The sequence below is a fragment of the Janibacter indicus genome (assembly GCF_900176385.1).
Taxonomy (GTDB): domain Bacteria; phylum Actinomycetota; class Actinomycetes; order Actinomycetales; family Dermatophilaceae; genus Janibacter; species Janibacter indicus.
In genome coordinates this window covers 325,895-349,603 of record NZ_FWXN01000001.1, presented here as the reverse complement: position 1 = coordinate 349,603, position 23,709 = coordinate 325,895, and the positions used below count along the sequence as shown (strand labels likewise).

Annotated in this window: 22 protein-coding genes; 5 read left to right on the top strand and 17 right to left on the bottom strand. The window is 72.2% G+C overall.

Going from position 1 to position 23,709, the window contains the following annotated elements; all coding sequences use genetic code 11:
* Nucleotides 1-26: 26 nt before the first annotated feature.
* From B9B60_RS01640 to B9B60_RS01570, 15 genes are all read right to left on the bottom strand, one after another.
* The gene (locus tag B9B60_RS01640) at nucleotides 27-2,897 is read right to left on the bottom strand and encodes an FAD-binding and (Fe-S)-binding domain-containing protein (protein WP_084449554.1); all 2,871 of its coding nucleotides are present in this window, start codon (nucleotides 2,895-2,897) and stop codon (nucleotides 27-29) included.
* 55 nt (nucleotides 2,898-2,952) lie between these two features.
* Nucleotides 2,953-3,141, bottom strand: coding sequence for a hypothetical protein (locus B9B60_RS01635; RefSeq protein WP_084449553.1), 189 nt, complete (start codon nucleotides 3,139-3,141; stop codon nucleotides 2,953-2,955).
* An 85-nt stretch (nucleotides 3,142-3,226) separates the two neighbouring features.
* The gene (locus tag B9B60_RS01630; RefSeq protein ID WP_084449552.1) at nucleotides 3,227-5,206 is read right to left on the bottom strand and encodes a TIGR03960 family B12-binding radical SAM protein; all 1,980 of its coding nucleotides are present in this window, start codon (nucleotides 5,204-5,206) and stop codon (nucleotides 3,227-3,229) included.
* 67 nt (nucleotides 5,207-5,273) lie between these two features.
* Nucleotides 5,274-7,130 carry an AMP-dependent synthetase/ligase gene (locus B9B60_RS01625; protein WP_084449551.1) on the bottom strand — a complete coding sequence of 619 codons (1,857 nt, stop codon included), beginning with the start codon at nucleotides 7,128-7,130 and terminating at the stop codon, nucleotides 5,274-5,276.
* A 135-nt stretch (nucleotides 7,131-7,265) separates the two neighbouring features.
* Complete coding sequence (locus B9B60_RS01620; protein WP_200811105.1) at nucleotides 7,266-7,748, bottom strand: DUF4442 domain-containing protein; 483 nt, start codon at nucleotides 7,746-7,748, stop codon at nucleotides 7,266-7,268.
* A gap of 10 nt (nucleotides 7,749-7,758) precedes the next feature.
* Nucleotides 7,759-8,913, bottom strand: coding sequence for an FtsW/RodA/SpoVE family cell cycle protein (locus tag B9B60_RS01615; RefSeq protein WP_084449550.1), 1,155 nt, complete (start codon nucleotides 8,911-8,913; stop codon nucleotides 7,759-7,761).
* Between the two features lie 8 nt (nucleotides 8,914-8,921).
* On the bottom strand, nucleotides 8,922-9,872 hold the full coding sequence (locus B9B60_RS01610; protein WP_072624216.1) for a bifunctional riboflavin kinase/FAD synthetase: 951 nt from the start codon (nucleotides 9,870-9,872) through the stop codon (nucleotides 8,922-8,924).
* Nucleotides 9,873-9,883: 11 nt separating this feature from the next.
* Entirely contained in the window at nucleotides 9,884-10,804 is a 921-nt protein-coding gene (truB, locus tag B9B60_RS01605; protein ID WP_084449549.1) for a tRNA pseudouridine(55) synthase TruB, read from the bottom strand.
* Complete coding sequence (gene rbfA / locus B9B60_RS01600; RefSeq protein ID WP_084449548.1) at nucleotides 10,801-11,253, bottom strand: 30S ribosome-binding factor RbfA; 453 nt, start codon at nucleotides 11,251-11,253, stop codon at nucleotides 10,801-10,803. The genes truB and rbfA overlap by 4 nt, the downstream gene beginning before the upstream one ends.
* Nucleotides 11,254-11,320: 67 nt before the next feature.
* Nucleotides 11,321-11,743, bottom strand: coding sequence for a DUF4190 domain-containing protein (locus tag B9B60_RS01595; RefSeq protein WP_084449547.1), 423 nt, complete (start codon nucleotides 11,741-11,743; stop codon nucleotides 11,321-11,323).
* Nucleotides 11,744-11,822: 79 nt separating this feature from the next.
* Nucleotides 11,823-12,251, bottom strand: coding sequence for a DUF4190 domain-containing protein (locus B9B60_RS01590; RefSeq protein WP_072624212.1), 429 nt, complete (start codon nucleotides 12,249-12,251; stop codon nucleotides 11,823-11,825).
* A 149-nt stretch (nucleotides 12,252-12,400) separates the two neighbouring features.
* Entirely contained in the window at nucleotides 12,401-15,202 is a 2,802-nt protein-coding gene (gene infB, locus B9B60_RS01585; protein ID WP_084449546.1) for a translation initiation factor IF-2, read from the bottom strand.
* A gap of 63 nt (nucleotides 15,203-15,265) precedes the next feature.
* Nucleotides 15,266-15,643 carry a YlxR family protein gene (locus B9B60_RS01580; protein WP_084449545.1) on the bottom strand — a complete coding sequence of 126 codons (378 nt, stop codon included), beginning with the start codon at nucleotides 15,641-15,643 and terminating at the stop codon, nucleotides 15,266-15,268.
* Nucleotides 15,644-15,672: 29 nt separating this feature from the next.
* Complete coding sequence (gene nusA / locus B9B60_RS01575) at nucleotides 15,673-16,770, bottom strand: transcription termination factor NusA (protein ID WP_084449544.1); 1,098 nt, start codon at nucleotides 16,768-16,770, stop codon at nucleotides 15,673-15,675.
* Nucleotide 16,771: 1 nt separating this feature from the next.
* Nucleotides 16,772-17,344: a ribosome maturation factor RimP gene (locus B9B60_RS01570; RefSeq protein ID WP_084449543.1), complete on the bottom strand. Its 573-nt coding sequence runs from the start codon at nucleotides 17,342-17,344 to the stop codon at nucleotides 16,772-16,774.
* 85 nt (nucleotides 17,345-17,429) lie between these two features.
* On the opposite strand from B9B60_RS01570, the gene B9B60_RS01565 reads away from it, so the two are divergent.
* Together B9B60_RS01565 and B9B60_RS01560 are read left to right on the top strand one after the other, a co-directional pair.
* Nucleotides 17,430-18,281, top strand: coding sequence for a hypothetical protein (locus tag B9B60_RS01565; RefSeq protein WP_143445383.1), 852 nt, complete (start codon nucleotides 17,430-17,432; stop codon nucleotides 18,279-18,281).
* Complete coding sequence (locus B9B60_RS01560) at nucleotides 18,278-19,180, top strand: aminoglycoside phosphotransferase family protein (RefSeq protein WP_084449541.1); 903 nt, start codon at nucleotides 18,278-18,280, stop codon at nucleotides 19,178-19,180. The genes B9B60_RS01565 and B9B60_RS01560 overlap by 4 nt, the downstream gene beginning before the upstream one ends.
* Nucleotides 19,181-19,278: 98 nt before the next feature.
* Here B9B60_RS01560 and B9B60_RS01555 read toward each other — a convergent pair whose 3' ends face one another.
* Complete coding sequence (locus tag B9B60_RS01555) at nucleotides 19,279-20,199, bottom strand: type IV toxin-antitoxin system AbiEi family antitoxin domain-containing protein (RefSeq protein WP_159451127.1); 921 nt, start codon at nucleotides 20,197-20,199, stop codon at nucleotides 19,279-19,281.
* A 162-nt stretch (nucleotides 20,200-20,361) separates the two neighbouring features.
* Between B9B60_RS01555 and B9B60_RS01550 the strand changes: the two genes are divergently transcribed.
* The gene (locus B9B60_RS01550) at nucleotides 20,362-20,760 is read left to right on the top strand and encodes a hypothetical protein (protein WP_084449539.1); all 399 of its coding nucleotides are present in this window, start codon (nucleotides 20,362-20,364) and stop codon (nucleotides 20,758-20,760) included.
* Here B9B60_RS01550 and B9B60_RS01545 read toward each other — a convergent pair.
* Nucleotides 20,757-21,362 (bottom strand): histidine phosphatase family protein, encoded by a 606-nt coding sequence (locus tag B9B60_RS01545; protein ID WP_159451126.1) that lies wholly within the window; start codon nucleotides 21,360-21,362, stop codon nucleotides 20,757-20,759. The two genes, B9B60_RS01550 and B9B60_RS01545, sit on opposite strands and share 4 nt — an antisense overlap.
* A 38-nt stretch (nucleotides 21,363-21,400) precedes the next feature.
* On the opposite strand from B9B60_RS01545, the gene B9B60_RS01540 reads away from it, so the two are divergent.
* Entirely contained in the window at nucleotides 21,401-22,906 is a 1,506-nt protein-coding gene (locus tag B9B60_RS01540; RefSeq protein WP_084449537.1) for a cobyric acid synthase, read from the top strand.
* Entirely contained in the window at nucleotides 22,903-23,709 is an 807-nt protein-coding gene (gene cobF / locus B9B60_RS01535; RefSeq protein ID WP_084449536.1) for a precorrin-6A synthase (deacetylating), read from the top strand. The genes B9B60_RS01540 and cobF overlap by 4 nt, the downstream gene beginning before the upstream one ends.

The following is a 23,709-nucleotide window of genomic DNA, read 5'->3' as shown; positions in this document are numbered from 1 at the left end:
CTAATGGCGACCCCGTCGTGGGCTGATCACCGACCGGCGAGCAGCTCCACGAGGTGGACCCCGGTCCGCTCCGACAGGTCGGCGATCTGCGTCTGGCAGGAGAACCCGTCGGCGAGCACGACCGTCTCGCGGCCGGCCGCCTCGATCGCCGGCAGCAGCTGCTGCTCGGCGACCTTGACCGACACCTCGTAGTGGCCCAGCTCGACGCCGAAGTTGCCGGCGAGCCCGCAGCACCCGCCGAGCCGGGTCACCGTGGCACCGGTCCTGGCGAGCAGCGCCTCGTCGGCCGACCAGCTCATCACGGCGTGGTGGTGGCAGTGCGGCTGCGCGACGATCTCGGTGCCGGTGAGGTCGGGGGCGACCCAGCGCCCTTCGTCGATGGCGCTCGTCAGCACCTCGGCCACGGTCCGCACTCCCCCGGCCACCTGCCGGGCCGCGCCGGAGTCGACGAGGGCCGGCAGGTCGTGGCGCAGGGCAGCGGTGCAGCTCGGCTCCATGCCGACGACGGGGATGCCGGCGGCGACGACCGGGGCGAGGACGTGCGCGGCCTCGGTGAGGGTCTTCTTCGCCGCGTCGAGCTGCCCCGTGGAGATGAAGGTCAGGCCGCAGCACAGCGCCTCCGCGGGGACGAAGGGGGCACAGCCCGCCTCGCGCAGCACGGCCACGGTGGCCCGCCCGACCTGTGGCGAGAAGTGGTCGGTGAAGGAGTCGACGAAGAGCGCGACGGGGTGGTCGGTGCCGGCGGCCTGCGCGGCGGAGGCGACGAGGCCCTCGTCGGCGGCCCAGGAGCGGAAGGTCTGCCGCGCGAAGGTCGGGATGCTGCGCCGCGGGTCGACGCCCGCCGCGGGCAGGGTCACCCGCTTGAGTCCGGGGAGGGAGGTGAGTGCGTTGGCGACCCGAGGGAGCTTCGAGGCGACGCGGGCCAGTTGCGGCAGCCGGCCGAGCGAGTAGTGGCTGCGCGGGCGGATGCGGCCCTTGTAGGTCTGGTGGAGGGTCTCCGACTTGTAGGTCGCCATGTCGATGCCGGTCGGGCAGTCGCTGGCGCAGCCCTTGCACGACAGGCACAGGTCGAGCGCGTCGTGGACCTCCGGGGAGCGCCATCCGTCGGTGATCGTCGTGCCGTTGAGCATCTCCTGCAGTGCGCGGGCGCGGCCGCGGGTGGAGTCCTTCTCCTCCCCCGTCGCGAGATAGCTCGGGCACATGACGGTGCTCGACGTGCCCGCCGCGCGACACTTGCCGACCCCGGTGCAGCGGTGCACGGCCTGGCTGAAGTCGCCGTCGTCGCCCGCGTAGCCGAAGGCCAGCGGCACGGTCACCTTGTGCGCGGCGGGGATGCGGATGTCGGCCTCGACGGGTGCGGCGTCGACGAGGACCCCGGGGTTGAGCAGGTTGGTCGGGTCGAAGGCGTGCTTGACCGCCCCGAAGAGCGCCATCGTCTCGGCGTCGTACATGCGCGGCAGCAGCGCCGAGCGGGCCCGGCCGTCGCCGTGCTCCCCGGAGAGCGACCCGCCGTAGGAGGCCACGAGGTCGGCGGCCTCCTCGACGAGACGGCGGTAGCGGTCGGTGGCGTCGGGTGCGTCGAGGTCGACGTCGAGGCGGATGTGCAGGCAGCCGTCGCCGAAGTGCCCGTAGGGCAGGCCCTGCACGTCGTGCGCGTCGAGCAGCGCGTCGAAGTCGCGCAGGTAGTCGCCCAGCCGCTCCGGCGGCACGGCCGCGTCCTCCCAGCCCGCATGGGCGGGCCGGTCGCGGGGCGAGCGCGAGGACAGGCCGGCGCCGTCCTCGCGGATCTTCCACAGCGAGCGGGCGTGGCCGGGGTCGGTGACGACGAGCGAGTCGGTGTGCGGGATCTCGCGGCAGACCCGCTCGGCGGCGGCCTGCGCCGCGGCGGGGTCCTCCCCCGGCACCTCGACGAGCATCCACGCGGCGCCGCGCGGCAGGTCGGGGACCGCGTGCGGCCCGCGACGGCGGCGCACGATGTCGACGATGCGCGAGTCGATGCCTTCTGCCGCAACGGCGCCCAGCCCTCTCAGCTGGTGGGCGACGTCGCCGGCGGCATAGATGTCGGGGAAGCCGAGGACGGCCAGGCAGGTGGCGGCCGGGTCGGTGACCAGACGCACCCGGGCCTGCGTGACGACGGCGAGGGTGCCCTCGGAGCCGACGAGCATGCGGCCGATGTCGCCACCACGCTCGGGCGCGAGGTGCTCGAGGGCATAGCCGGAGACCTGTCGGCCGAAGCGGCCGAACTGGGTGCGGATCGTGCCGAGGTGGTCGTCGGCCAGCTGCGTCAGGCGGGCGACGAGGGCGTTGTCCCCGGTGAGCGAAGGGGGTCCGCCCGCCACTCCCGTCGTCGCGGACAGGGTCGCGCCGGCTGCGGTGAGCAGCTCCATGCCCACGATGTTGTCGCTCGTGCGGCCGTAGCCCAGGGCGCGGTTGCCGCACGCGTTGTTGCCGATCATCCCGCCGACGGTGCAGCGGCTGTGGCTGCTCGGGTCGGGACCGAAGCGCAGCCCGATCTCGCGGGCACGGGCCTGCAGCGTCGCGTGGACCGTGCCGGCCTCGACGAGCGCGGTCGCGCTGTCGCGGTCGACGTCGAGGACCCGCCCCAGGTGTCGGGCGGTGTCGATGACGATGCCCGGACCGACGGCATTGCCCGCGCACGAGGTGCCGGCGCCGCGGGTGGTCACCGGCACGCCGAGCTCGCGGGCGACCGAGAGGGTCGCGGCGATCTCGTCGGTGTGCCTCGGGAAGACGACCGCCCGCGGCGGGACCCGGTAGATCCCGGCGTCGGTGGCGTACATGCCGATCGTCAGGGCGTCGGTGCGGGCGTCGGTGACCCCCTCCCGGCGCAGTGCCTCGGTGAGCACGGTGGGCGTCGCGGTCGTCGGCGTCGCGGTCATGTGGCGCATTGTCCCCCTTCGTCCTCGTGACGTGCCGAAGGGGGCCGCAGGCTGGTCAGCTGCGCTGCACCCACCACGGGACGACGACGAGCGCGACGAAAACCGCCGCGACGAGGGCCGCACCGCCCATCGTGTAGCGGGTGCGCGAGGACTCGCTCCACCGCCGCATCGGCAGGACGGCGAAGCCGATCCCGTAGATCACGGCCACGGCCCCCACGACCATGGCGCCGGTCTGGACTGACATCTCCTGCTCCCCCTGCTGGACGACGTGCGTGCCTCCAGCGTGGCAGAGTCCCGTCCCGACCGACAGGGTGCCGGGCCCGCGGACCTCAGGAGCTGATCATGTCCTGACGGCCGGAGCCGAGGACGGTGAGGGGCAGCAGCGTCTTGCCAGTGGGGCCGATCTCGATGTCGGTGCCCATCTGCGGGCACACGCCGCAGTCGAAGCACGGGGTCCAGCGGCAGTCCTCGACCTCGGTCTCGTCGACCGCATCGAGCCAGTCCTGCCACAGCCACTCCTTGTCGAGGCCGGAGTCGATGTGGTCCCACGGCAGGACCTCGGCCTCCTCGCGCTCGCGGGTGGTGTACCAGGCGACGTCGACGCCGGTGCCCGCCAGGGCGGTCTCGGCCGCGGCCATCCAGCGGTCGTAGGAGAAGTGCTCGCTCCACCCGTCGAAGCGGCCGCCGTCGCGCCAGACCTGCTCGATGACCCGGCCCACGCGGCGGTCACCGCGCGAGAGCAGACCCTCGACGATGCCCGGCTTGCCGTCGTGGTAGCGGAAGCCGATGGACCGGCCGTAGCGCTTGTCGGCGCGGATCGCGTCGCGCAGCTTGTGCAGCCGCTCGTCGGTCTCCTCGGCACCGAGCTGGGCCGCCCACTGGAAGGGGGTGTGCGGCTTGGGCACGAAGCCGCCGATGGAGACGGTGCAGCGGATGTCGTTGTGCCCGGCGACCTGACGGCCGGTCTCGATGACCCGCTTGGCGACCTCGGCGATCTGCAGGACGTCCTCGTCGGTCTCGGTCGGCAGCCCGCACATGAAGTAGAGCTTGACCTGGCGCCAGCCGGCACCGTAGGCGGCCGAGACGGTCTTGATGAGGTCGTCCTCGGTGACCATCTTGTTGATCACCTTGCGGATGCGCTCGGAGCCACCCTCGGGGGCGAAGGTCAGGCCGGAGCGGCGGCCGTTGCGGGTCAGCTCGTTGGCCAGGTCGATGTTGAAGGCGTCGACGCGGGTGCTCGGCAGGGACAGGCCGGTGTTGGTGCCCTCGTAGCGGTCGGCCAGGCCCTTGGCGATGTCGCCGATCTCGCTGTGGTCGGCGCTGGAGAGCGAGAGCAGCCCGACCTCCTCGAAGCCGGTCGCCTCCAGGCCCCGCTCGACCATCTCGCCGATGCCGGTGATCGAGCGCTCCCGGACCGGACGGGTGATCATGCCGGCCTGGCAGAAACGGCAGCCGCGGGTGCAGCCGCGGAAGATCTCGACGCTCATCCGCTCGTGGACCGACTCGGCGAGCGGGACGAGCGGCTGCTTGGGGTAGGGCCACGCGTCGAGGTCCATGACGGTGTGCTTGTCGACGCGCCACGGCACGCCGGTCTCGCTCGGCACGACGCGCTGGATGCGCCCGTCGGGGAGGTAGTCGACGTCGTAGAAGGCGGGGACGTAGACGCCACCGGTCGCGGCGAGGCGGCGCAGCACCTCGACGCGGCCGCCGGGGCGACCCTGCGACTTCCACTCGCCGATGATGTCGGTGGCGGTGAGCACCGCCTCCTCGCCGTCGCCGACGATCGCCGCGTCGATGAAGTCGGCGACCGGCTCGGGGTTGAAGGACGCGTGCCCGCCCATGACGACGATCGGGTGCTCGTCACCGCGATCGGCCGCGTGCAGCGGGATGCCCGCGAGGTCGAGCGCGGTGAGCATGTTGGTGTAGCCGAGCTCGGTCGAGAAGCTCAGGCCGAAGACGTCGAAGTCGCCGATCGCCCGGTGCCCGTCGACGGTGAACTGCGGCAGCCCGTGCTCGCGCAGCAGGGCCTCCATGTCGGGCCACACCGCGTAGCTGCGCTCCGCGAGGGCGTCGGGGCGCTCGTTGAGCACTTCGTAGAGGATCATCACGCCCTGGTTGGGCACGCCGACCTCGTAGGCGTCGGGGTACATCAGGGCCCAACGGACCGTGAGGTCCTGCCCGTCGGGGCCGTGGCCGCCGACGTGCCAGTCCTTGACCGTGGAGTTCAGCTCGCCCCCGACGTACTGGATGGGCTTGCTGACCCGCTCGAGCAGGGGCTCGAGGGCAGGGAAGATCGACTCACCGGACATGCCTCCAAGGGTAGGTCCGGTGCGCGGCTGTCCCAAACGCCGCGGCACCGGACCCCCCTTCGGCCGGTCAGCTCGGGTACATCTCCTCGATGTCGCCCTTGAACTTGTCGGCGACGACCTTGCGCCGCAGCTTCAGGCTCGGTGTCAGCTCGCCGTCCTCGACCGTCAGGTCGCGACCGAGGATGTGGAAGCGCTTGATCTGCTCGTGGCGGTTGAGCCCGGCGTTGAGCTCGTCGACGTAGGACTGGACCATCTCATGGGCCTGCATCGACGAGACGATCTCGGTGTAGCTGGCATCGGCCAGGCCGTTGGCCTCGGCCCACGGCTTGATGGCCTCCTCGTCGAGGGTGATGAGCGCCGTGACGAACTGCCGATTTTCCCCGTGGACGAGCAGCTGGCCGACGTAGGGGCACAGCCCCTTGAAGGTCGACTCGATCTGCGACGGCGCGACGTACTTGCCGTTGCTCGTCTTGAAGAGGTCCTTCTTGCGGTCGGTGATCTTGACGAAGCCGTCGCCGTCGATCTCCCCGATGTCACCGGTGTGGAACCACCCGTCCTCGGTGAGCACCTCGGCGGTCGCCTCGGGGTTGTTGTGGTAGCCCTCCATGACGTGCTCGCCGCGGACGAGGATCTCGCCGTCCTCGGCGACCTTGATCTCCGTCTGGACGTTGGGCCAGCCGACGGTGCCGACGCGGAGGGCGTAGGGCCGGTTGACCGTGGCCGCGGCGGAGGTCTCGGTGAGGCCGTAGCCCTCGAGGATCGGCAGGCCGGCACCGTTGAACCAGTGGGCGATGTCGGTGTTGAGCGCCGCGGATCCGGAGATGAAGAAGCGCACCCGGCCACCGAATCGGTCACGCACCTTGGCAAAGACGAGCTTGTCGGCGATCTTGTGGCGGACCCCGAGCAGGGCGCCGGGCTTGCGCCCGTCGGAGAGCGCCTGAGAGTACTGGCGGGCGGTCTCGGCGGCGAAGTCGAAGATCTTGGCCTTGGCGCCGCCCTCCTCCTGCATGCCGAGGCTCAGCTTGCCGTAGACCTTTTCGAAGATGCGCGGCGCCGCGGCCATGAAGGTCGGACGGACCTCGCCGAGGTTGTCCACGATCTTGTCGATGCGCCCGTCGACGGCGGTCTGCATGCCGACGTCGGTGCTGATGAGCAGCAGCACCTTGGCGAAGACGTGCGAGAGCGGCAGCCACAGGTAGTGCACGTCGTCCTCGGTGAGCATGCCCGTCGCCCGGATCGCCGCGCCCTGGTAGGTCCACGTCGCGTGCCGCAGCCGCACCCCCTTGGGGCGGCCGGTCGTGCCCGAGGTGTAGATGATCGTCGCGAGCGACGTGGGGCCGGTGCCGTCGATGCGGGTGTCGACGACCCCCGGCTCGGAGGCGAGCAGCGCGGCGCCGCGGGCCTCGAGGTCCTCGAAGGAGATGACCCAGTCGTCGAGGTCGACGCCCTCGGTGTCGACCACGACGACCGTGCTCACGCCGGGGATCGCGTCGCGCACCTCGCGCAGCTTGTCGACCTGCTCGGCGTCCTCGGCGATGATCACCGTGGACCCGGAGTTGTCGACGATGAAGGCGACGTCGTCGCTGATCGACGTCGGGTAGATCGTCGTGGTGGCCGCACCGGCCGCCATGATCGCGCAGTCGGCGAGGACCCACTCGATGCGGGTGCTCGACGCCAGGGAGACGCGGTCCTCCGGCTGGACCCCGAGGTCGACGAGGCCGGCGGCAAGCGCCCACACCCGCTCCCCGAGCTGGGCCCACGTCAGCTCGCCCCAGGCGATGCCCGAGGGGAACGAGTAGGCGATGTTGTCTGGGCTCTTGGCGATGCGGTCACGGAGCAGGTGACCGACCGAGGGAGCACGGTTGTCGAAGACGCTTGCGTCGAAGACCTCGTCGGACGCGCGCGAGGGGCTGGGGTCTGGCACGAGAAGTCCACTCCTTCGTGGGCTGCGGGTGGTGCGCGCATCGTCTCCCGAAAGCGCCCTCCCTGTCACCGGTCAGACCGCAGCGTGACCGTTTGGTGACCAAAGGCTGGCAGTCGGCCCCGCGGCGCCGCGGGCTCAGGCCCGCTTGCGCCGCACGTAGAGCTGCTTGCGGTAGCGCGCCACGAGGGTTCCGTCGGCCGCGACGACGTCGTTGTCGCACCAGACCAGGTGCTTCGACCCGTCGGCCGTCGCGGCCCGGATCCCGTCGAGCAGCTCGTCGGTGATCCGGATGCTCGTGCGCACGTCGGTGCGCCCGGGGCTGACGAAGTCGATCTCGCCGGCCTTGTCCCAGACGATGTAGTCCTCGCCGAGGCAGCGCAGCGCCCCGAGCATCCACCACGGGTCGCACATCGCGAAGAGCGAGCCGCCGAACTGGGTCCCGACGTAGTTGCGGCTCCACGGACGCATCCGCAGCGAGACGTCGAACTCCCGGAAGTCGGGCGAGATGCGGTCGACGTGGACGCTCGCCGCGAGGAAGGGCGGCCACAGGTTGAGCCCACGGCGCAGGGCCGTGGCGCCGAGGTCCTTGGACAGGGTCTGGAAGGTCGGGATCTGCACGGCGCCATCGTCACCGACGCGGGCGCACCGGTCCACGACCTGTGGCGGACCTCTCCTCCCGGGTCACGGCGACGACCAGCCCCACCGCGGCCCAGCAGGCGAACATCGAGGACCCGCCGTAGGAGAGGAAGGGCAGCGGCAGGCCGGTCACCGGCAGCAGGCCGAGGTTCATCCCGAGGTTCTCGACGGACTGCACCGCGAACCAGCTCGCGACCGCCCAGCACACCAGTCGCACGAAGGGGTCGTCGCTCCGGGTCCCGGCCAGGGCGATGCGCGCCACGACGAGCCCGAGCAGGCACACCACAAAGGCCGCGCCGACGAAGCCGAGCTCCTCCCCCGCCACCGAGAAGACGAAGTCGGTCTCCTGGAAGGGGATCGCCCCCGAGCTGGTGAGGTCGCCCGCGTGCAGCCCCTGACCGCCCCAGCCACCGTCGGCGATCGCCCGGCGCACCTGCTGGGTCTGGTAGCCGATGCCCAGGGGGTCGGCGCTCGGGTCGAGGAAGGCCGTGAGCCGGTCGCGCTGGTAGGCGCTGAGCAGCGGCGTCGTGAAGGCCGCTACCACGGCGGCGACGCCGGCGAGCAGCACCCCGGCGAGCCATGGCCACGATGCCCCGGAGACGACAAGCACCCCGAGGGCGAGCGCGACGAGGACCAGGGCCGAGCCCAGGTCGGGCTGGGCCATGACGAGGAGCACGGGCACGGCGGTGACCAGCCCGGCGAGCAGGATCTCGCGGGGTCGCGGCCGGTCCCGACGCTCGGCGGCGGGGGCGAGCAGCATCGGCAGGGCGACGCACAGCCCCACCTTGGCCATCTCGCTGGGTTGGATCGAGAAGCCGCCCGGCACCTGGATCCACGACCGGGAGCCGTTGATCTCGGAGCCGAGCGGGGTGAGGACGAGGACCAGCCCGACGACCCCGGCGAGGTAGACGAAGGGGGCGAGTGCCCGCAGCGCTGCCCGGTCCAGCCGGACGACGGCCAGGGCGATGAGCAGGCCGATGACGAGGTTGAGCAGGTGCCGCACGAGATAGGCAGACCCGGCGTCGGCGCGGGTCGCCGAGTGGACGAGCACCGCCCCGAGGCCCGAGGCGATGAGCGCCGCCGCGAGCAGGACGAGGTCGGAGCGCAGCAGCTGCCGCGCGAAGCCCCGCCGACCGTGCCCCGGCACCGTGGAGGTCAGCGCTCGAGCAGGTCGCGGGTGCGCTCGACGTCGCGCGCCATGGCCACGAGCAGCTCGTCGATCGAGTCGAAGCGCAGCGTCGGGCGCACGTGCCCGACGAAGTCGACGGCCACCCGCTCGCCGTAGAGGTCGAGGTCGGTGCGGTCGAGGACGTAGGACTCGACGACGCGGACCTGCCCGTCGAAGGTCGGGTTGGTCCCGACCGAGATCGCGGCGGGCAGACGTCGCTCGGGGTCGCCCTCGGGCAGGTCGAGGCGCACCAGCCAGCCCGCATAGACGCCGTCGGCCGGGACGAGGCCGAGGCTGTCGGCGCCGAGGTTGGCCGTCGGGTAGCCGAGCTCGCGCCCCCGGTGGTGACCGTGGACGACGGTGCCGACGACGCGGTGCGGCCGCCCGAGGATCAAGGACGCTTCGGCGACCTCGCCGGCGGCGAGATGGGTGCGCACGGCCGAGGAGGACCAGCGCTCGGTCTCGCCCTGGTCCTCGATGACGACGACGTCGAAGCCGTGCTCCTCGCCGAGGCTGCGCAGCAGGTCGACGTCACCGGTGTAGCCCGCGCCGAAACCACGGGTGTCGGCCCCGACGACGAGGGCCTGGGCCTGCAGCCCGGTGACGAAGGTGTCGACGACGTAGTCGACGGCGCTCGTCTGCGCGAACTCGGTGGTGAAGGGCAGGGAGAGCAGACCCGCGATCCCGGCCTGCTCGAGCAGCTCGTCACGCAGCGGGCCGGGCGAGATGATCTCGGGCGCCCGCTCGGGGTGCATGACCTCGACCGGGTGCGGGTCGAAGGTCACCGCGACGGCCGGCAGGTCACGCTCGCGGCCCTGCCGGGTCAGCTCGTCGAGGATCGCGCGGTGGCCGCGGTGCACCCCGTCGAAGTTGCCGAAGGTCGCCACGCACGGCCGCAGCTGCGGCGGGGTGTCGCTCGGGGATGTCCAGTGCTGCACGAGAGGACACTCTACGAACTGGCGGGGGCGAAGACGACGTGGGCTCGGGCACGGGCCCGACTCTCGTCGAGCACCGCGACCAGCTCGCCGGTCGGCGACAGGGCCGCGACGGGCTCGACCCGGCCCGGCTCGGCGCTGGCGATGCGCTGCCCGTAGCCCAGGGCGCGGGCCTCGTCGTCGGTGAGCGCCCGAGTCGTCAGGGCCGCCGCGGCCGCCTTCTCGAGCGGCGTGATGGGCAGCACCGCGTCGTCGCCGCCGCTCTCGCGCAGGGCGGTGAGCTCGTCGAGGGTGTGGGCGTGCTCGAGCGTCAGGCCACCCACCCTTGTGCGGCGCAGCGCGGTGAGGTGACCCCGGCTGCCGAGGTCGGCGCCGAGGTCGCGGGCGAGGGCCCGCACGTAGGTGCCCGAGGAGACCTCGACGACCACGTCGACGTCGAGCACCGGGTGGCCGTCGGCCTCGGTCGGGCGCACGTCGAGCACGTCGAAGCGCGAGACGGTCACCGCACGTGCGGGCAGGTCGACCTCCTCCCCCGCGCGGACGCGGTGGTAGGAGCGCTGGCCCTTGATCTTGATCGCGCTCACCGCACTGGGCACCTGCTCGATGTCGCCGGTGAGCCGGGTGACGGCCGCGTCGATCGCAGCCCGGTCGATGCCGGCCACCTCGCCGAGGTCAGTGACCTCCCCTTCGGCGTCGTCGGTGATCGTCGCCTGCCCGAGCCGGATCGTCGCGGTGTAGGTCTTGTCCGCGCCGACGAGGAAGGTGAGCAGCTTGGTCCCCCGCCCGACGCCGAGGACGAGGACGCCCGTGGCCATCGGGTCGAGGGTGCCGGCGTGGCCGACCTTCTTGGTCCGGTAGAGCCGGCGGCCGCGGGCGACGACGTCGTGGCTGGTCCAGCCAGCCGGCTTGTCGACGACGACCAGGCCCTCGCTCACGCCTCGGTCGAAGGGGAGGTCCCCTCGCCCTCGTCGGTGGTCCGGTAGGGGTCGGCGTCGCCGGCGGGCTGGGCGCCGCTGCGGGAACGAGCCAGGTCCTCGTCGCGCTCACGGGCCGAGCGCAGCAGGTCGTCGATGTGCGATGCGCTCTCCGGCAGGGCGTCGGGGATCAGCTCCAGCGTCGGCGTCAGCCGGATGCCCAGCTGCTTGCCGACGAAGGAGCGCAGCTTGCCGCGGTTGGCCTCGAGGACCTCGGCGCTGCGCTCGCGCTGCGCGTCGTCGCCGAAGACGGTGTAGAAGACCGAGGCGTGCTGGAGGTCACCGGTCACCCGCACGTCGGTGATCGTCACGAACCCCAGGTCGGGGTCCTTGACGACCTGCTGCAGGTTGGCCGCGATGAGCTCTTGGATGCGGTCGGCGATCTTGCGGGCGCGGGCCGGGTCGGCCATGGCACACCTCCGTGAGGGGCTTGGGGTGGGGACACCCCTACGGTATGCGACCCGGCCCGCGGTCGGCTCAGTACTCGTTGTAGACGGCGTTGGCGAAGCCGAAGACGAGCGAGAGCACGGTGAGCAGCAGCCCGACGACACCCAGGACGATGCCGGCGATGAGGAAGGGCTTGGCGTCGCTGTCGGGCTCGCGCTTGAGCTGGCTCAGCCCGGCGACCCCGGTGCCGACGGCGGCCACGGCGGGGATCCAGCCGATGAACCAGCAGCAGCAGGCGAAGGGGACGCCGACGGCCCCGGCGATGACCGAGATGATGCCGAGGGTGCGGGCATTGCCGGTGCGCCCGGGCGGGCCGCCCTGCGGGTAGGGCATCGGCGGGGGCGGGCCGACCGGCGGCTGACCCGGGGGCTGGCCGCCCGCGGCACCGCGGTAGGGGTCATTGGGGTCCGGCGGGAGGGTGCCGTAGCCGGGCGGAGGGGGAGGCATGCTCATGGTGAAGTCCTGTGTCGTGGCGTGAGACGAGAGCCCCCGGTGCGTCGGCACCGGGGGCCCTCACCTGTGAGATCGAGCCTCAGTTGGTGTAGACGTCGAGCGAGCCGGTGGCGATGAGCACCGGCCACATGATCACACCGAGCACGACACCGACGATGCCGAGGATGAGACCGATCTGCGCCTTCTTGTGGCTGTCGGCGCTACCCGGTGCCTTCTTGCCCAGGATGCCCAGGATGATCGCGGCGATCGAGAAGACGAACCAGGTGCAGCACAGCAGGCCGATGCCGCCGGTGACGAGGGAGATGATCGCCATCGTCTTGGCCTTGTCCTCACCGCCCTGGGGGAAGCCACCGGGAGCCGGCGGCGGAGCCTGGGGCGGCTGGCCGGGGGCCGAGCCGTAGTCGGGCGCCGAGCCCTGACCGGGCATGGAGCCCGCGCCGGTGTTGCTCGCGGACGGGTCGTAGGGCTGGTTGCCCCCGCCACCGGGCGGAGGAGGTGGCGTCGTCATGTCGCTCCCCTGAGTGTCGAGTACGTGGACGGGACCACCCTAGTCGGACGGCAACCCCGCGCAGCGCGTGCGACACGGGGAGAACTCCCCATCGGGACACGACGACGGCGCCGCCCCCAGAGGGGACGGCGCCGTCGGCACGGGAGCGCTCAGTCGCGCGGCTTCTCGCGCATCTCGTACGTGGTGATGAGGTCGCCCTCCTGCACGTCGTTGAAGCTGCCGAGGTTGATACCGCACTCGAAGCCCTCACGGACCTCGGTGACGTCGTCCTTGAAACGACGCAGGCCGGTGAGCTCGAGGCCCTCGGTGAGCACCACGCCGTTGCGGGTGATGCGCGCCTTGGAACCGCGCTTGATCTCGCCGCTGCGCACGATCGAACCGGCGATGTTGCCGAACTTGCTCGAACGGAAGACCTCACGGATCTCCGCCGTGCCGAGCTCGACCTCCTCGTACTCCGGCTTGAGCATGCCCTTGAGCGCCTGCTCGATCTCCTCGATGGCCTGGTAGATCACGCCGTAGTAGCGGATCTCCACGCCCTCGCGCTCGGCGACCTCGGCGTTCTGGCCCTCGGCGCGGACGTTGAAGCCGATGATGATCGCGTCCGAGGCCATGGCGAGGTTGATGTTGTTGAGCGTGATCGCGCCGACGCCGCGGTCGATGATCCGCAGGTCGACGTCGTCGCCGACGTCGATCTGCAGCAGGGCGTCCTCCAGGGCCTCGACCGAACCCGACACGTCACCCTTGAGGATGAGGTTGAGGGTGTCGATCTTGCCCGCGGCGATGACCTGGTCGAGGTCCTCGAGGCTGATCCGCTTGCGCGCCTTGGCCAGGCTGGCCTGACGGTCGGCGGCCTCACGCTTCTCGGCGATCTGGCGCGCGGTCCGGTCGTCAGGGGCGACGACGAAGGTGTCGCCGGCCCGCGGAACTGAGGAGAGACCGAGCACCTGGACCGGACGGGACGGGCCCGCCTCGTCGACCTGGTTGCCGTGCTCGTCGAGCATGGCGCGCACACGACCGAAGGCCGAGCCGGTGACGATCGCGTCACCGACGTGCAGCGTGCCGGACTGGACGAGGACGGTCGCCGTGGCACCGCGACCCTTGTCGAGGTTGGCCTCGATCGCGACACCACGGGCGTCGCGATCGGGGTTGGCCCGCAGGTCGAGCGCCGCGTCGGCGGTGAGGAGCACCGCGTCGAGCAGGCTGTCGATGTTCTGACCCTGCTTGGCGGAGACGTCGACGAACATCGTGTCGCCGCCGTACTCCTCGGCCACGAGGTTGTACTCGGTGAGCTGGCCGCGGATCTTCGCCGGGTCGGCGCCCTCGACGTCGATCTTGTTGACCGCGACGACGATCGGGACGTCCGCCGCCTGGGCGTGGTTGAGCGCCTCGATCGTCTGCGGCATGACGCCGTCGTCGGCCGCGACCACGAGGATCGCGATGTCGGTGACCTTGGCACCACGGGCACGCATGGCCGTGAAGGCCTCGTGACCCGGGGTGTCGATGAAGGTCAGCGCGCGCTCGTTGCCGTCGTGCTCGGCGTGGATCTGGTAGGCACCGATGTGCTGGGTGATGCCACCGGTCTCGCCGGAGCCGACGTCGGCGTTGCGGATCGCGTCGAGCAGACGCGTCTTGCCGTGGTCGACGTGACCCATGACGGTGACGACCGGCGGGCGGGCCGCCAGGTCCTCCTCGTCCTCGGCGTCGACCCCGATCTCGAGGTTGATGTCGAAGGAGTCGAAGAGCTCGCGCTCCTCCTCCTCGGGCGAGACGATCTGGATGTCGTAGCCGAGCTCGGCGCCGAGGAGCTGGAAGGTCTCCTCGTCGAGCGACTGCGTGGCCGTGGCCATCTCACCGAGGTTGAACAGCACGGTGACCAGGGACGCGGGGTTGGCGTTGATCTTGTCCGCGAAGTCGGTCATCGAGGCGCCCTGGCGCACGCGCACCACGGTCGAGCCGTCGCCCCGGGGGACGATGACGCCGCCGATCGACGGCGCCTGCATCTGCTCGAACTCGGCCCGCTTGGCGCGCTTGCTCTTGCGCTGCTTGCGCTTGCCGCCACCGCGACCGAAGGCACCCTGGGTGCCGCCACGACCGCCGGGGCCACCGCGGTAGCCACCGCCACCGGGACCGCCACCGGGACGGGCACCGGGGCCGCCACCGGGACGACCACGACCGCCACCGGGGCCACCACGGCCACCGGGACGCTCACCCGGCCGCGGGACGGCCGAGCTCGACGGCATCATGCCGGGCGAGGGACGGGCACCACCGGGACGGGGACCGGCCGGGCGCGGACCGCCCTGACCGCCGCCCGCGGCAGCCGGACGCTGACCGGCGCCACCGGGGCGCGGGCCACCGGGACGCTGGCCGGGGCGCGGCATGCCCTGGCTGGACGCAAAGGGGTTGTTGCCGGGGCGGGCGCCGCCGGAGCCACCCCCTTCGCCACGACGGGTCCCCATGCCCTGGCTGGAGGCGAAGGGGTTGTTGCCCGGACGCGGGCCACCGCCGCGCGCGGCGGGCTTGGCCGGGGCCGGCTTGGGGCCGGGCGTCGGGGGCTTGGGGCCGGGCGTCGCGGACGGCGCTGGGGGTGCCTCAGGAGCCGCCGGAGCCTCAGCGGCCGCGGGGGCCTCGGGGGCAGGGGTCGGCTCGGGTGCTGCCGGCGCCTCGGGCGCGGCAGGGGTCGGCTTGGGGCCGGGCGTCGGCGCGGCCTTGGGGCCGGGCGTCGGCGCGGCGGGCCGCTCGGCTGCCGGCGGCTTGGGGCCGGGCTTGGCCGCCGCCTTCTTCGCCTTGGGGTCGGCGGCGGGCGGGTTGTCCTTGACCCGACGCACGACCGGCGCCTCGATCGTCGAGCTCGCCGACTTCACGAACTCCCCCATGTCGCCCAGGTGGGCGAGGAGGGCCTTGCTGGAAACCCCGAGCTCCTTGGCGAGCTCGTGGACACGGACCTTGGCCACGTTTCTCCTTCTCTGGTCCGTACCTGAGAGAAGGCGCGGACCGTCGTCAGTTGAGGTGAATGCTCATTGCTGAGTACTCATCGGGTGCTCATCAGCGTCAAACCCGCTCTCGGTTGCTGTACGTACGGATTGCGACTGCGCCATCTGCTCGATCCAGGCACGAAGGGCGTCGGTCGCCTCGACCGGGCGTCGGAACGCTCGAGAGAGGGCCCGCCGCCGGACGGCGAGGTCCAGACAGGCGATGTCGGCGTGGAGCCATGCCCCACGACCCGGCACACGCTGCCGAGGATCGGGGACGGCCGTGGCGATGCCTCGGTCGTCCGTCTCCACGACGATGCGCAGCAGAGTCGACCGGCTATCCCGTCCGCGACACCCGATGCAGGTCCTCACCGGACCCGAGACGGGTGGGTCGGACTGGAGTCCAGTCCGGTCGATCCCCATCAGTCTAGCCCCTGTGCCGTCTGACCTCGTCACCCCTCCGGCTGACCGGGGACGGCGACGCCCCCGCTGGAGTCCGGAGCGGTGTCGGGTCGGATGTCGATGCGCCAGCCGGTGAGCTTGGCCGCGAGACGGGCATTTTGCCCCTCCTTGCCGATGGCCAGGGACAGCTGGTAGTCGGGCACGACGACGCGGGCCGAGCGCAGCTTCGGGTCGACGACCGTCACCGACTCGACCTTGGAGGGCGAGAGCGCGGCGGCGATGAAGCGCTGCGGGTCGTCGGACCAGTCGACGATGTCGATCTTCTCGCCCTGCAGATGGGTCATCACCGCCCGCACCCGGGCACCCATGGCCCCGATGCAGGCGCCCTTGGCGTTGAGGCCCGGCACCTTGGAGTGCACGGCGATCTTCGTGCGGTGACCGGCCTCGCGGGCGAGCGCCGAGATCTCGACCGAGCCGTCGGCGATCTCGGGGACCTCCATGGCGAAGATCTTGCGGACGAGGTTGGGGTGGGTGCGCGAGAGGGTGATCTCGGGACCGCGCAGGCCCCGCTTGACCGAGACGACGTAGACGCGGATCCGGTCGCCGTGGTTGTAGACCTCGCCGGGCACCTGCTCCGAGGAGGGCAGCACCCCCTCGACCGTGCCGAAGTCCACGAGGACATTGCGGGGGTTGGAGCTCTGCTGGATGACGCCGGCGACGATGTCGCCCTCGCGGCCGCGGAAGTCGCCGAGGATCGCCTCGTCCTCGAGGTCACGCATGCGCTGCGTGATGACCTGACGGGCGGTCGCCGCGGCGACGCGGCCGAAGTTGTCGGGGGTGTCGTCGAACTCCGGACCCAGCTCGCGGCGCGTGCGGGTGCGCATGAGGGGGGCGCCCTCCTCGTCGACGGGAGGCTCCTCCCCTTCGCCCGCCTCGACCGGGACCTGCTCCTCGACGACGTGCTCCTCACGGGCCCACACGACGACGTGGCCGTCCTTGCGACCGAGCTCGGCCCGGGCGTTCTTGTAGGCCCCCTCGGTGCGGTGGTAGGCCCCGAGCAGCGCCGCCTCGATCGCGTCGACGAGCACGTCGAAGGGGATCTCGCGCTCGCGCTCGAGCGCCTTGAGGGCGTGGATGTCGATGTCCATGTCAGTCCTCCGTCTCGCCGGGGGCCGGCGTGGTGTCGGGTCGCGTGAACTCCACCTGGGCGACGCCCTTGGAGATCTCGGCGAAGGGGATGTGCTGGGTGTGCGGGGCGGACCGTTTGGTGCCCTTGACGTGCAGGTCGACCCCATCGGCGGTCGTCGCGAGGACCCGGCCGGTGACCTGGGTGCCGTCGCCCTTCGCTCCCTGAGGTGCGAGGCCGTCCGCGGCCGAGCCTCGAAGGGTCACCTCGACGAGGCGACCGACGGTGCGGCGGAAGTGCATCGGCTCGGTGAGCGGTCGGTCGGTGCCCGGGGTGCTCACCTCGAGGGTGTACGGCTGGCTGCCCATGACGTCGCTGGCGTCGAGCGCGTCGCTGACGAGCCGGGTCGCGTCGGCGATCTCGTCGAGCGTCAGCGGCTCGACGGGGGTGTCACCGACGGGGTCGGCGACCGGCCGCTCGACGGTGATCCGCGCGACGCGGCGCTTGCCGGCGGGCGTGACGGCCACTGCGGCCACGGTGAAGTCGTCACCCAACGCGTCGGACACCTGCTCGAGGATGTCCTGGTCCGAACCCATGGGAATCCTTCCGTGTGGAGTTGCCGTGCTGGCGGCACACTCTAGTCATGATCGGCGCCGAGCGCGGCGTGCGAAGATCGACCACGTGCCCGAACGACCCAGCCGCCGACTCATGCTCACCGGCGCCCTCGCCGTCGCGACGACGGCGCTCACCGGGTGCGGGGTCCGGCTCGAGGACGACGCGCCGGACCTCCCCTTCGTCCCGCGGCGGGAGCCGATCCCCGCGGAGCAGGCGCTGCTCGCGGTCCTCGGGGCCCTCGAGGCCGGGGGCGAGGAGCACGCGTCGGAGCGCGCCGACCTGCTGCGCGAGGCCCTCGTCGAGGCCCAGGTACCCGAGAGCGTGATCGCCGACGCGAGCGCGCCGGCGAGCGACGCGGAGACGGCGGCGGCCTTCGAGGCGGCGGTGCGGGAGTGCGGCGCCGGCATGCTCGGGCTCGTCGGCCGGCTCACCGCGACCCACCGCATCACGAGCCCGCTCGGCGACAAGCCACGGCTGTGGACCACTCCCCCGGCCGAGGCCTGGACCGCCGGCAAGATCGCCGCCGACGCCCTCGAGGCGACCCGGGCGACGATGTACGCCCTCGACCTCATCGCGGCCCGCTCCTCCACGACCGTGTCCAAGGCCGTGCTGGACACGGGCGAGGAGCTCGAGGGGCTGGCCGTGCGCCAGACCACGGCCGCCGGCAAGCACGTCGGCAGTGCCACCCTCGGCTACGAGCGGCCCGACGACCTGCGCGGCAGCAAGGCGATGGAGTGGGGCACCGAGTCCTTCGGCAAGCTCCTGGTCGCCTACGGCGCCTGCTTCGACGGGCTCGCCGACGACCGCGACGCCGCCCTCGAGACGGTCACGTGGATGGTGACGGCCGAGCGCCTGTCCCGACCGCGCTTCGCCCAGCCGGTCCCCGTGCTCTACGGGGACACGACCGCGACCGGATGAGGGTCGAGGACGCCGCGGCCCTCGTGCCAGCGGACTTCGCGGCGCGCGTCGCGGGCTTCGCTGCCGAAGGGGGTCCCGCCGGCGGTGACTGGGTCGCCGCCCTCCCCCACCTCGTCGCCGAGGTCCTCGCCGAGTGGGAGCTGACAGTCGACGGCGACGCGATGACCGGCCACCGCTCGCTCGTGCTGCCCGTGCGCCGGCCCGACGGCCGGGCCGTGCTCAAGCTCGGCTGGCCGCACCGCGAGTCCGACGGGGAGCACCTGGCGCTGCGGGCGTGGGACGGACGTGGCGCCGCACGGCTGCTGCGGGCCGACCCGCGTCGGTCGGTGCTGCTGCTCGAGCGGCTGACGAGCGAGGACCTCACCGAGCAGTGGGACGAGGAGGCCGTCGCGGTCGTCGCCGGGCTCTACTCCGACCTGCACGTCGACCCGCTGCCGCAGCTGCCGGCACTCGTGCCGTGGGTCGGGGAGATCCTCGACCGGCCGGCCGCCCGGCGGGTGCCGCGGCGATACGTCGAGCAGGCGCGGTCCTCCCTTCGCTCGCTCGGGACCGAGGAGTCTGCTGCGCGATTGCTTCATGGGGACCTGCACTACGGCAACGTCCTGTCCGACGGCACCGACTGGGTGGCGATCGACCCCAAGCCGCTCGTCGGCCACCCCGCGTGGGAGGTCGCTCCGCTCCTCACCAACCGGTGGGCGGAGATGGGCACCGGGGCGGCGCTGCGCTGGTCGGTGCGGCGGCGCGTCGAGGTCGTGTGCGATGTCACGGGGCTCGACGAGGACCTCGTGCGGGCGGTCAGTGCGCTGCGGGCCATGGTGGGTGCGATCTGGGGCGTCGAGGACGGTGACGCCGAGGCGGTCTCGCGAGCGGTGACGCTCGTCAAGGCGCTGGGCGACTGAGGGGTCCCTGCGGGGTCACTCGGCAGCGTTGGCGTCACCTGTCGGCGTCGACGCCACCTGGTTGCCCGGAGAAGGGGGACCACGTGGCACCAACGCCGTCAGGCTGCCAGGGCCAGCCCACGCTGGATCTTGGCGCGCACGACCGTGAGGTCGTCCAGATCTGCCCACGTCAGTCGGACGACGACATATCCCAGCGCCCGGAGACGGTCCTCCCTCATCTTCTCGTCCCACAGGTCCTGCGCCTTCTCGTACTTCTTGCGACCGTCGACCTCGATGACGAGCTTCATGTCCTCGTAGAGGAAGTCGACCCGCGCCACGAACTCACCGGCGTCGTCGAAGATCTCCACCTGGGGCGTCGGCATCCGCAAGCCCAGCGTCCGCAGTGCCCATCGCGTGCGGGACTCCGCACCTGACTCCGCGCGGCCGTCCACGAGGGCGAGCATCTTGGCGGGCTCACGCGACCACCGCCACGGTCGAAGGGCGACCATCGCCGCGTCGAGGTCGGCGCGGGTCATCACCTCTCGGTGCAGAGCGTGGTCGGCGCTCACGAGGCCAGCCTCCCCTCCGAAGTGGCTGGCGACTTGGACGCAGGCCACGGCCGGGGTGACGGTCAGCAGACCCCGATGGACCGATGTGAGGGACTCATCGAGAGGCCGGTGGCTCGCCAGACCCGTGTCCGTGCGCCCACGCCCCGACCCGATGCGGGCGACGTGCACGCGGTCGTCGACCCCGTGGACGTCGATACCGCGCACCGCCAAGGCGCTGTGGTGGGTGAGGGCCAGCGGCGGCTCGTCGCCGAGGGTGCGGACCACGGCTCGGGCGCGCAGGTCATGGCGATCCCACGGCTTGGTCTCCCGCCATCGCTCGCCCTCGACGAGCGCATTGCGGCGGACCCGCACCAGGTCGCCCGCACCGATGGCCCGCTCGACATCGCGGCGACTCGCCCCGCGCCGGTGCAGATCGGCGCTGCTCGCGGTGCCACGACCCGCGTCGAGCGCGGCCCGGATGATCGGATGCATGCCCACATCGTGACCGGGATCGTGGTGGGGGCCGCGGAGTTCTCCACAGCCCGGCGGCCCCGACAGGCCCGGCCCGAGCCTGTCGGCGTTGGTGTCACCTGGTTGTCCCTCTCCGGGCAACCAGGTGACATCAACGCTGCCCGGTGACATCAACGCTGCCCGGTGACCGGGCGGGTCGACAACATGCTGGTGCACGAGCGGCCCGAGGTGCACGTCGTCGGCGAGAGCCTCGGGGCGACGGCGGGGCAGGCGGTCTCCAGCGGCTCGGGAGCCGAGCGCCCGCGATCGGTGTGCTCGGTGCTGTGGACGGGAACACCCGGCGGGCACCGCGTCGGGCTGCCGCACGAGGTCCCGGTCGCCAACCTCGACGACCCGGTCGTCCTCGCGTCGCTGCGCGACGTCGTCGTGCCGCCCGACGGGGACCGGCGATGGCTGCCCGTCGTGAGCGCCGTGCACAGCGCGGCCGACGTCGTCGGGTCGCTCGAGGTGCCTGACGGCAGCGGTCACCGCTACGGCCCGGAGCAGGCCGATCGGCTCGCGACGTACTCGTCGACGAGCTAGTCGACGACGTCGTGGGTCGTCACGGAGCCGGGGGTGATCGGCTCGTCCCAGTCGATGTCGCGGTGCGAGCGCGACCTCAGCCAGGCCAGTGCCGCGCGGATCGTGTGCTCGTGGCTGACGACGACGAGATGGTCGGGCTGCTCGATGAGGGCCGGGGCGAACCAGTCGCCGACCCGGTCGAAGACCTCCTGCATCGACTCGCCGCCCTCACCCCAGCGGACCTCGCTGATGTGCTGCCCCTCGGGCACGGGGACCGCGCTCAGCGAGTCGGTGCGCTCCCCCTCGAGGTGACCGAGCGCCTGCTCGCGCAGGCCGGGCTCGTTGCGCACCGACGCGCTCCAGCCCATGGGGCGCAAGGCGACCGAGATGATCTCTGCGGTCTGCAGCGCCCGCATGAGGTCGCTGCTCCACAGCGAGAGGGAGTGCTCGCGGCGCGGCGGGCCGATCCGGGCCGCGAGGGCCATGCCGGCGCGCGCCGCGTCAGCCCGCCCGGTGTCGGTGAGCATGGCCTGGTTGGGCCCCCGATGGGCACCCTGGACCAGCCCGTCACGGTTCCACGTCGACTGCCCGTGACGGATGAGGTGCACGTGCGTCGGACTCACGGGCCTCACGCTAGTGGCCAACCGTAGAGTGTCGGTCCGTGAGCGGACTCCTGATCACCGGCACCTCGTCCGACGCGGGCAAGTCCCTCGTCGTGACCGGGCTGTGCCGGGCCCTCGCGCGACGGGGACTGTCGGTCGCGCCCTACAAGGCGCAGAACATGTCCAACCACTCGATGGTCTGCCACGACGGCTCCGAGATCGGTCGCGCGCAGTACCTCCAGGCGCAGGCCGCGGGCGTCGAGGCGACCTCGGCGATGAACCCCGTACTCCTCAAGCCCGGCAGCGACCGTCGCGCGCACGTCGTCGTGCGCGGACGGCCCGCCGGCGAGTTGATGGCCGGCGAGTACGCGACCGGTCGGGCGCACCTGGCCCAGGCGGCCTTCGCCGCCTACGAGGAGCTCGCGACCGAGCACGACCTCGTCGTGTGCGAGGGCGCCGGATCCCCCGCCGAGATCAACCTACGCGCCGGCGACTACGTCAACCTCGGTCTGGCGCAACGGTTTTCGCTGCCCACCGTCCTCGTCGGCGACATCGACCGTGGCGGAGTGCTCGCCGCCCTCTACGGCACCTGGGCACTCGTCTCCGACGAGGACCGCCCGCTGCTCGCGGCCTATGTCATCAACAAGTTCCGCGGTGACGCCTCGGTCCTCGAGCCGGGCCTGGCCGAGATCACCCGGCGCACCGGCATGCCCTCGCTCGGGGTCCTGCCGTGGCTGCAGGACGTGTGGCTCGACTCCGAGGACTCCCTGTCGATGGGCGCCTGGGGCGACGCCGAGGACGGCGTGCCCGCCGACCGCCGGCTGTCGGTCGCGGTGGTGCGCCTGCCCCGCACCTCCAACGGCACCGACGTCGACGCGCTGGCCGCCGAGCCCGGCGTCGACGTGCGGGTGACGGTCGATGCCGATGCGGTGCGCGAGGCCGACCTCGTCGTCCTGCCCGGATCCCGAGCGACGACCTCGGACCTCGCCTGGCTGCGGCGCACCGGCCTCGCCGACGTCGTCCTCGAGCGGGCCGCGCGCGGTGCGCCGGTGCTCGGCATCTGCGGTGGCTACCAGATGCTCCTCGACGAGATCGTCGACGACGGGGTCGAAGGCGGTGTCCTGAGGTGCGACGAAGGAGCCACGAAGGGGAGCGAGACCCCCTCTGCCGCAACGGTCCCGGGCCTCGGGCTGCTGCCGGGACGGGTCGTCTTCCACGACGACAAGGTGCTGGCCCGGCCGAGCGGGAGCTGGCGCGGGCACCGCGTTGAGGGCTACGAGATCCACCACGGCGTCGTGGCGCCGAGCGGCGGCGAGGACTTCCCCGGCGGGCACGCCGTCGGAGCGGTCCGCGGGTCGATCTGGCACGGGACGCTCGAGTGCGACGACTACCGCCGGGCGCTCCTCGACGACGTGGCCGCGACGACCGGGGCACGGTGGTCCGCGGCCCCCGGGGCGACCCCCTTCGCCGCTCGTCGTGAAGGGATGATCGACATCCTCGCCGACGCCCTGGAGACGCACGTCGACGTCGACGCCGTCATCGCCATCGCAAAGGAAGGCCGTTGAGCACCAAGGCCCCTCGCCGCATCCACCTCATCGGCATCGGGGCCGGCTCACCCGAGCACGTGACCGCCGAGGCGGCCGCAGCGCTGGCCGAGGTCGACGTCTTCCTCGTCGCCGACAAGGGTGGGGTCAAGGACGAGCTCGTCGCCGTGCGCCGCGCGATCTGCGACCGCTTCATCCCCGCCGACCACGCCTACGAGTTCGTCACCGTGCCGGACCCGAAGCGCGGGCCCGACGCCGACCGCGACTCCGCGGAGTACGCGCAGGGGGTGCGTGACTGGCACGCCGCCCGCACCGACGCCTACGTGCGGATCATGGACGAGCTGCCCGCCGACGCGGTGGTGGGCTTCCTCGTGTGGGGTGATCCCGCCTTCTACGACAGCACGATCCGGGTCGTCGACGCGATCGGCGAGCGGATCCCGACGCGGGTGCGGGTCATCCCGGGCATCTCGGCCTTCCAGACCCTGGCGGCCGCGCACGGCGTCGTGCTGCACCGCGTCGGCGAACCGGTGCACATCACGACCGGCCGCCGCCTCGTCGACGAGTGGCGCGCCGCAGAGGCCGCTGACCTGACGCTCGGCACGGTCGTCGTCATGCTCGACGGGCACCTGCACTGCCGCGAGCTCGCCGCGACCCACCCCTACACGGTGATCCACTGGGGCGCCTACGTCGGCATGCCGCAGCAGGAGCTGCGCGCCGGGCGCCTCGCCGACGTCATCGACGAGATCGTGCAGCTGCGCGCCGATCTGCGCGAGGAGCACGGCTGGGTCATGGACGTCTATGCACTCACCCCTGCATTGCCGTAG

Coding starts and splice junctions, on each gene's coding strand:
- B9B60_RS01640 (WP_084449554.1), bottom strand. CDS start 2,897: ATGACCGCGACGCCGACGACCGCGACGCCCACCGTGCTCACCGAGGCA.
- B9B60_RS01580 (WP_084449545.1), bottom strand. CDS start 15,643: ATGGGGATCGACCGGACTGGACTCCAGTCCGACCCACCCGTCTCGGGT.
- B9B60_RS01635 (WP_084449553.1), bottom strand. CDS start 3,141: ATGTCAGTCCAGACCGGCGCCATGGTCGTGGGGGCCGTGGCCGTGATC.
- B9B60_RS01560 (WP_084449541.1), top strand. CDS start 18,278: ATGAGGGTCGAGGACGCCGCGGCCCTCGTGCCAGCGGACTTCGCGGCG.
- B9B60_RS01555 (WP_159451127.1), bottom strand. CDS start 20,199: ATGCATCCGATCATCCGGGCCGCGCTCGACGCGGGTCGTGGCACCGCG.
- B9B60_RS01630 (WP_084449552.1), bottom strand. CDS start 5,206: ATGTCCGGTGAGTCGATCTTCCCTGCCCTCGAGCCCCTGCTCGAGCGG.
- B9B60_RS01590 (WP_072624212.1), bottom strand. CDS start 12,251: ATGACGACGCCACCTCCTCCGCCCGGTGGCGGGGGCAACCAGCCCTAC.
- B9B60_RS01570 (WP_084449543.1), bottom strand. CDS start 17,344: ATGGGTTCGGACCAGGACATCCTCGAGCAGGTGTCCGACGCGTTGGGT.
- nusA (WP_084449544.1), bottom strand. CDS start 16,770: ATGGACATCGACATCCACGCCCTCAAGGCGCTCGAGCGCGAGCGCGAG.
- B9B60_RS01595 (WP_084449547.1), bottom strand. CDS start 11,743: ATGAGCATGCCTCCCCCTCCGCCCGGCTACGGCACCCTCCCGCCGGAC.
- rbfA (WP_084449548.1), bottom strand. CDS start 11,253: ATGGCCGACCCGGCCCGCGCCCGCAAGATCGCCGACCGCATCCAAGAG.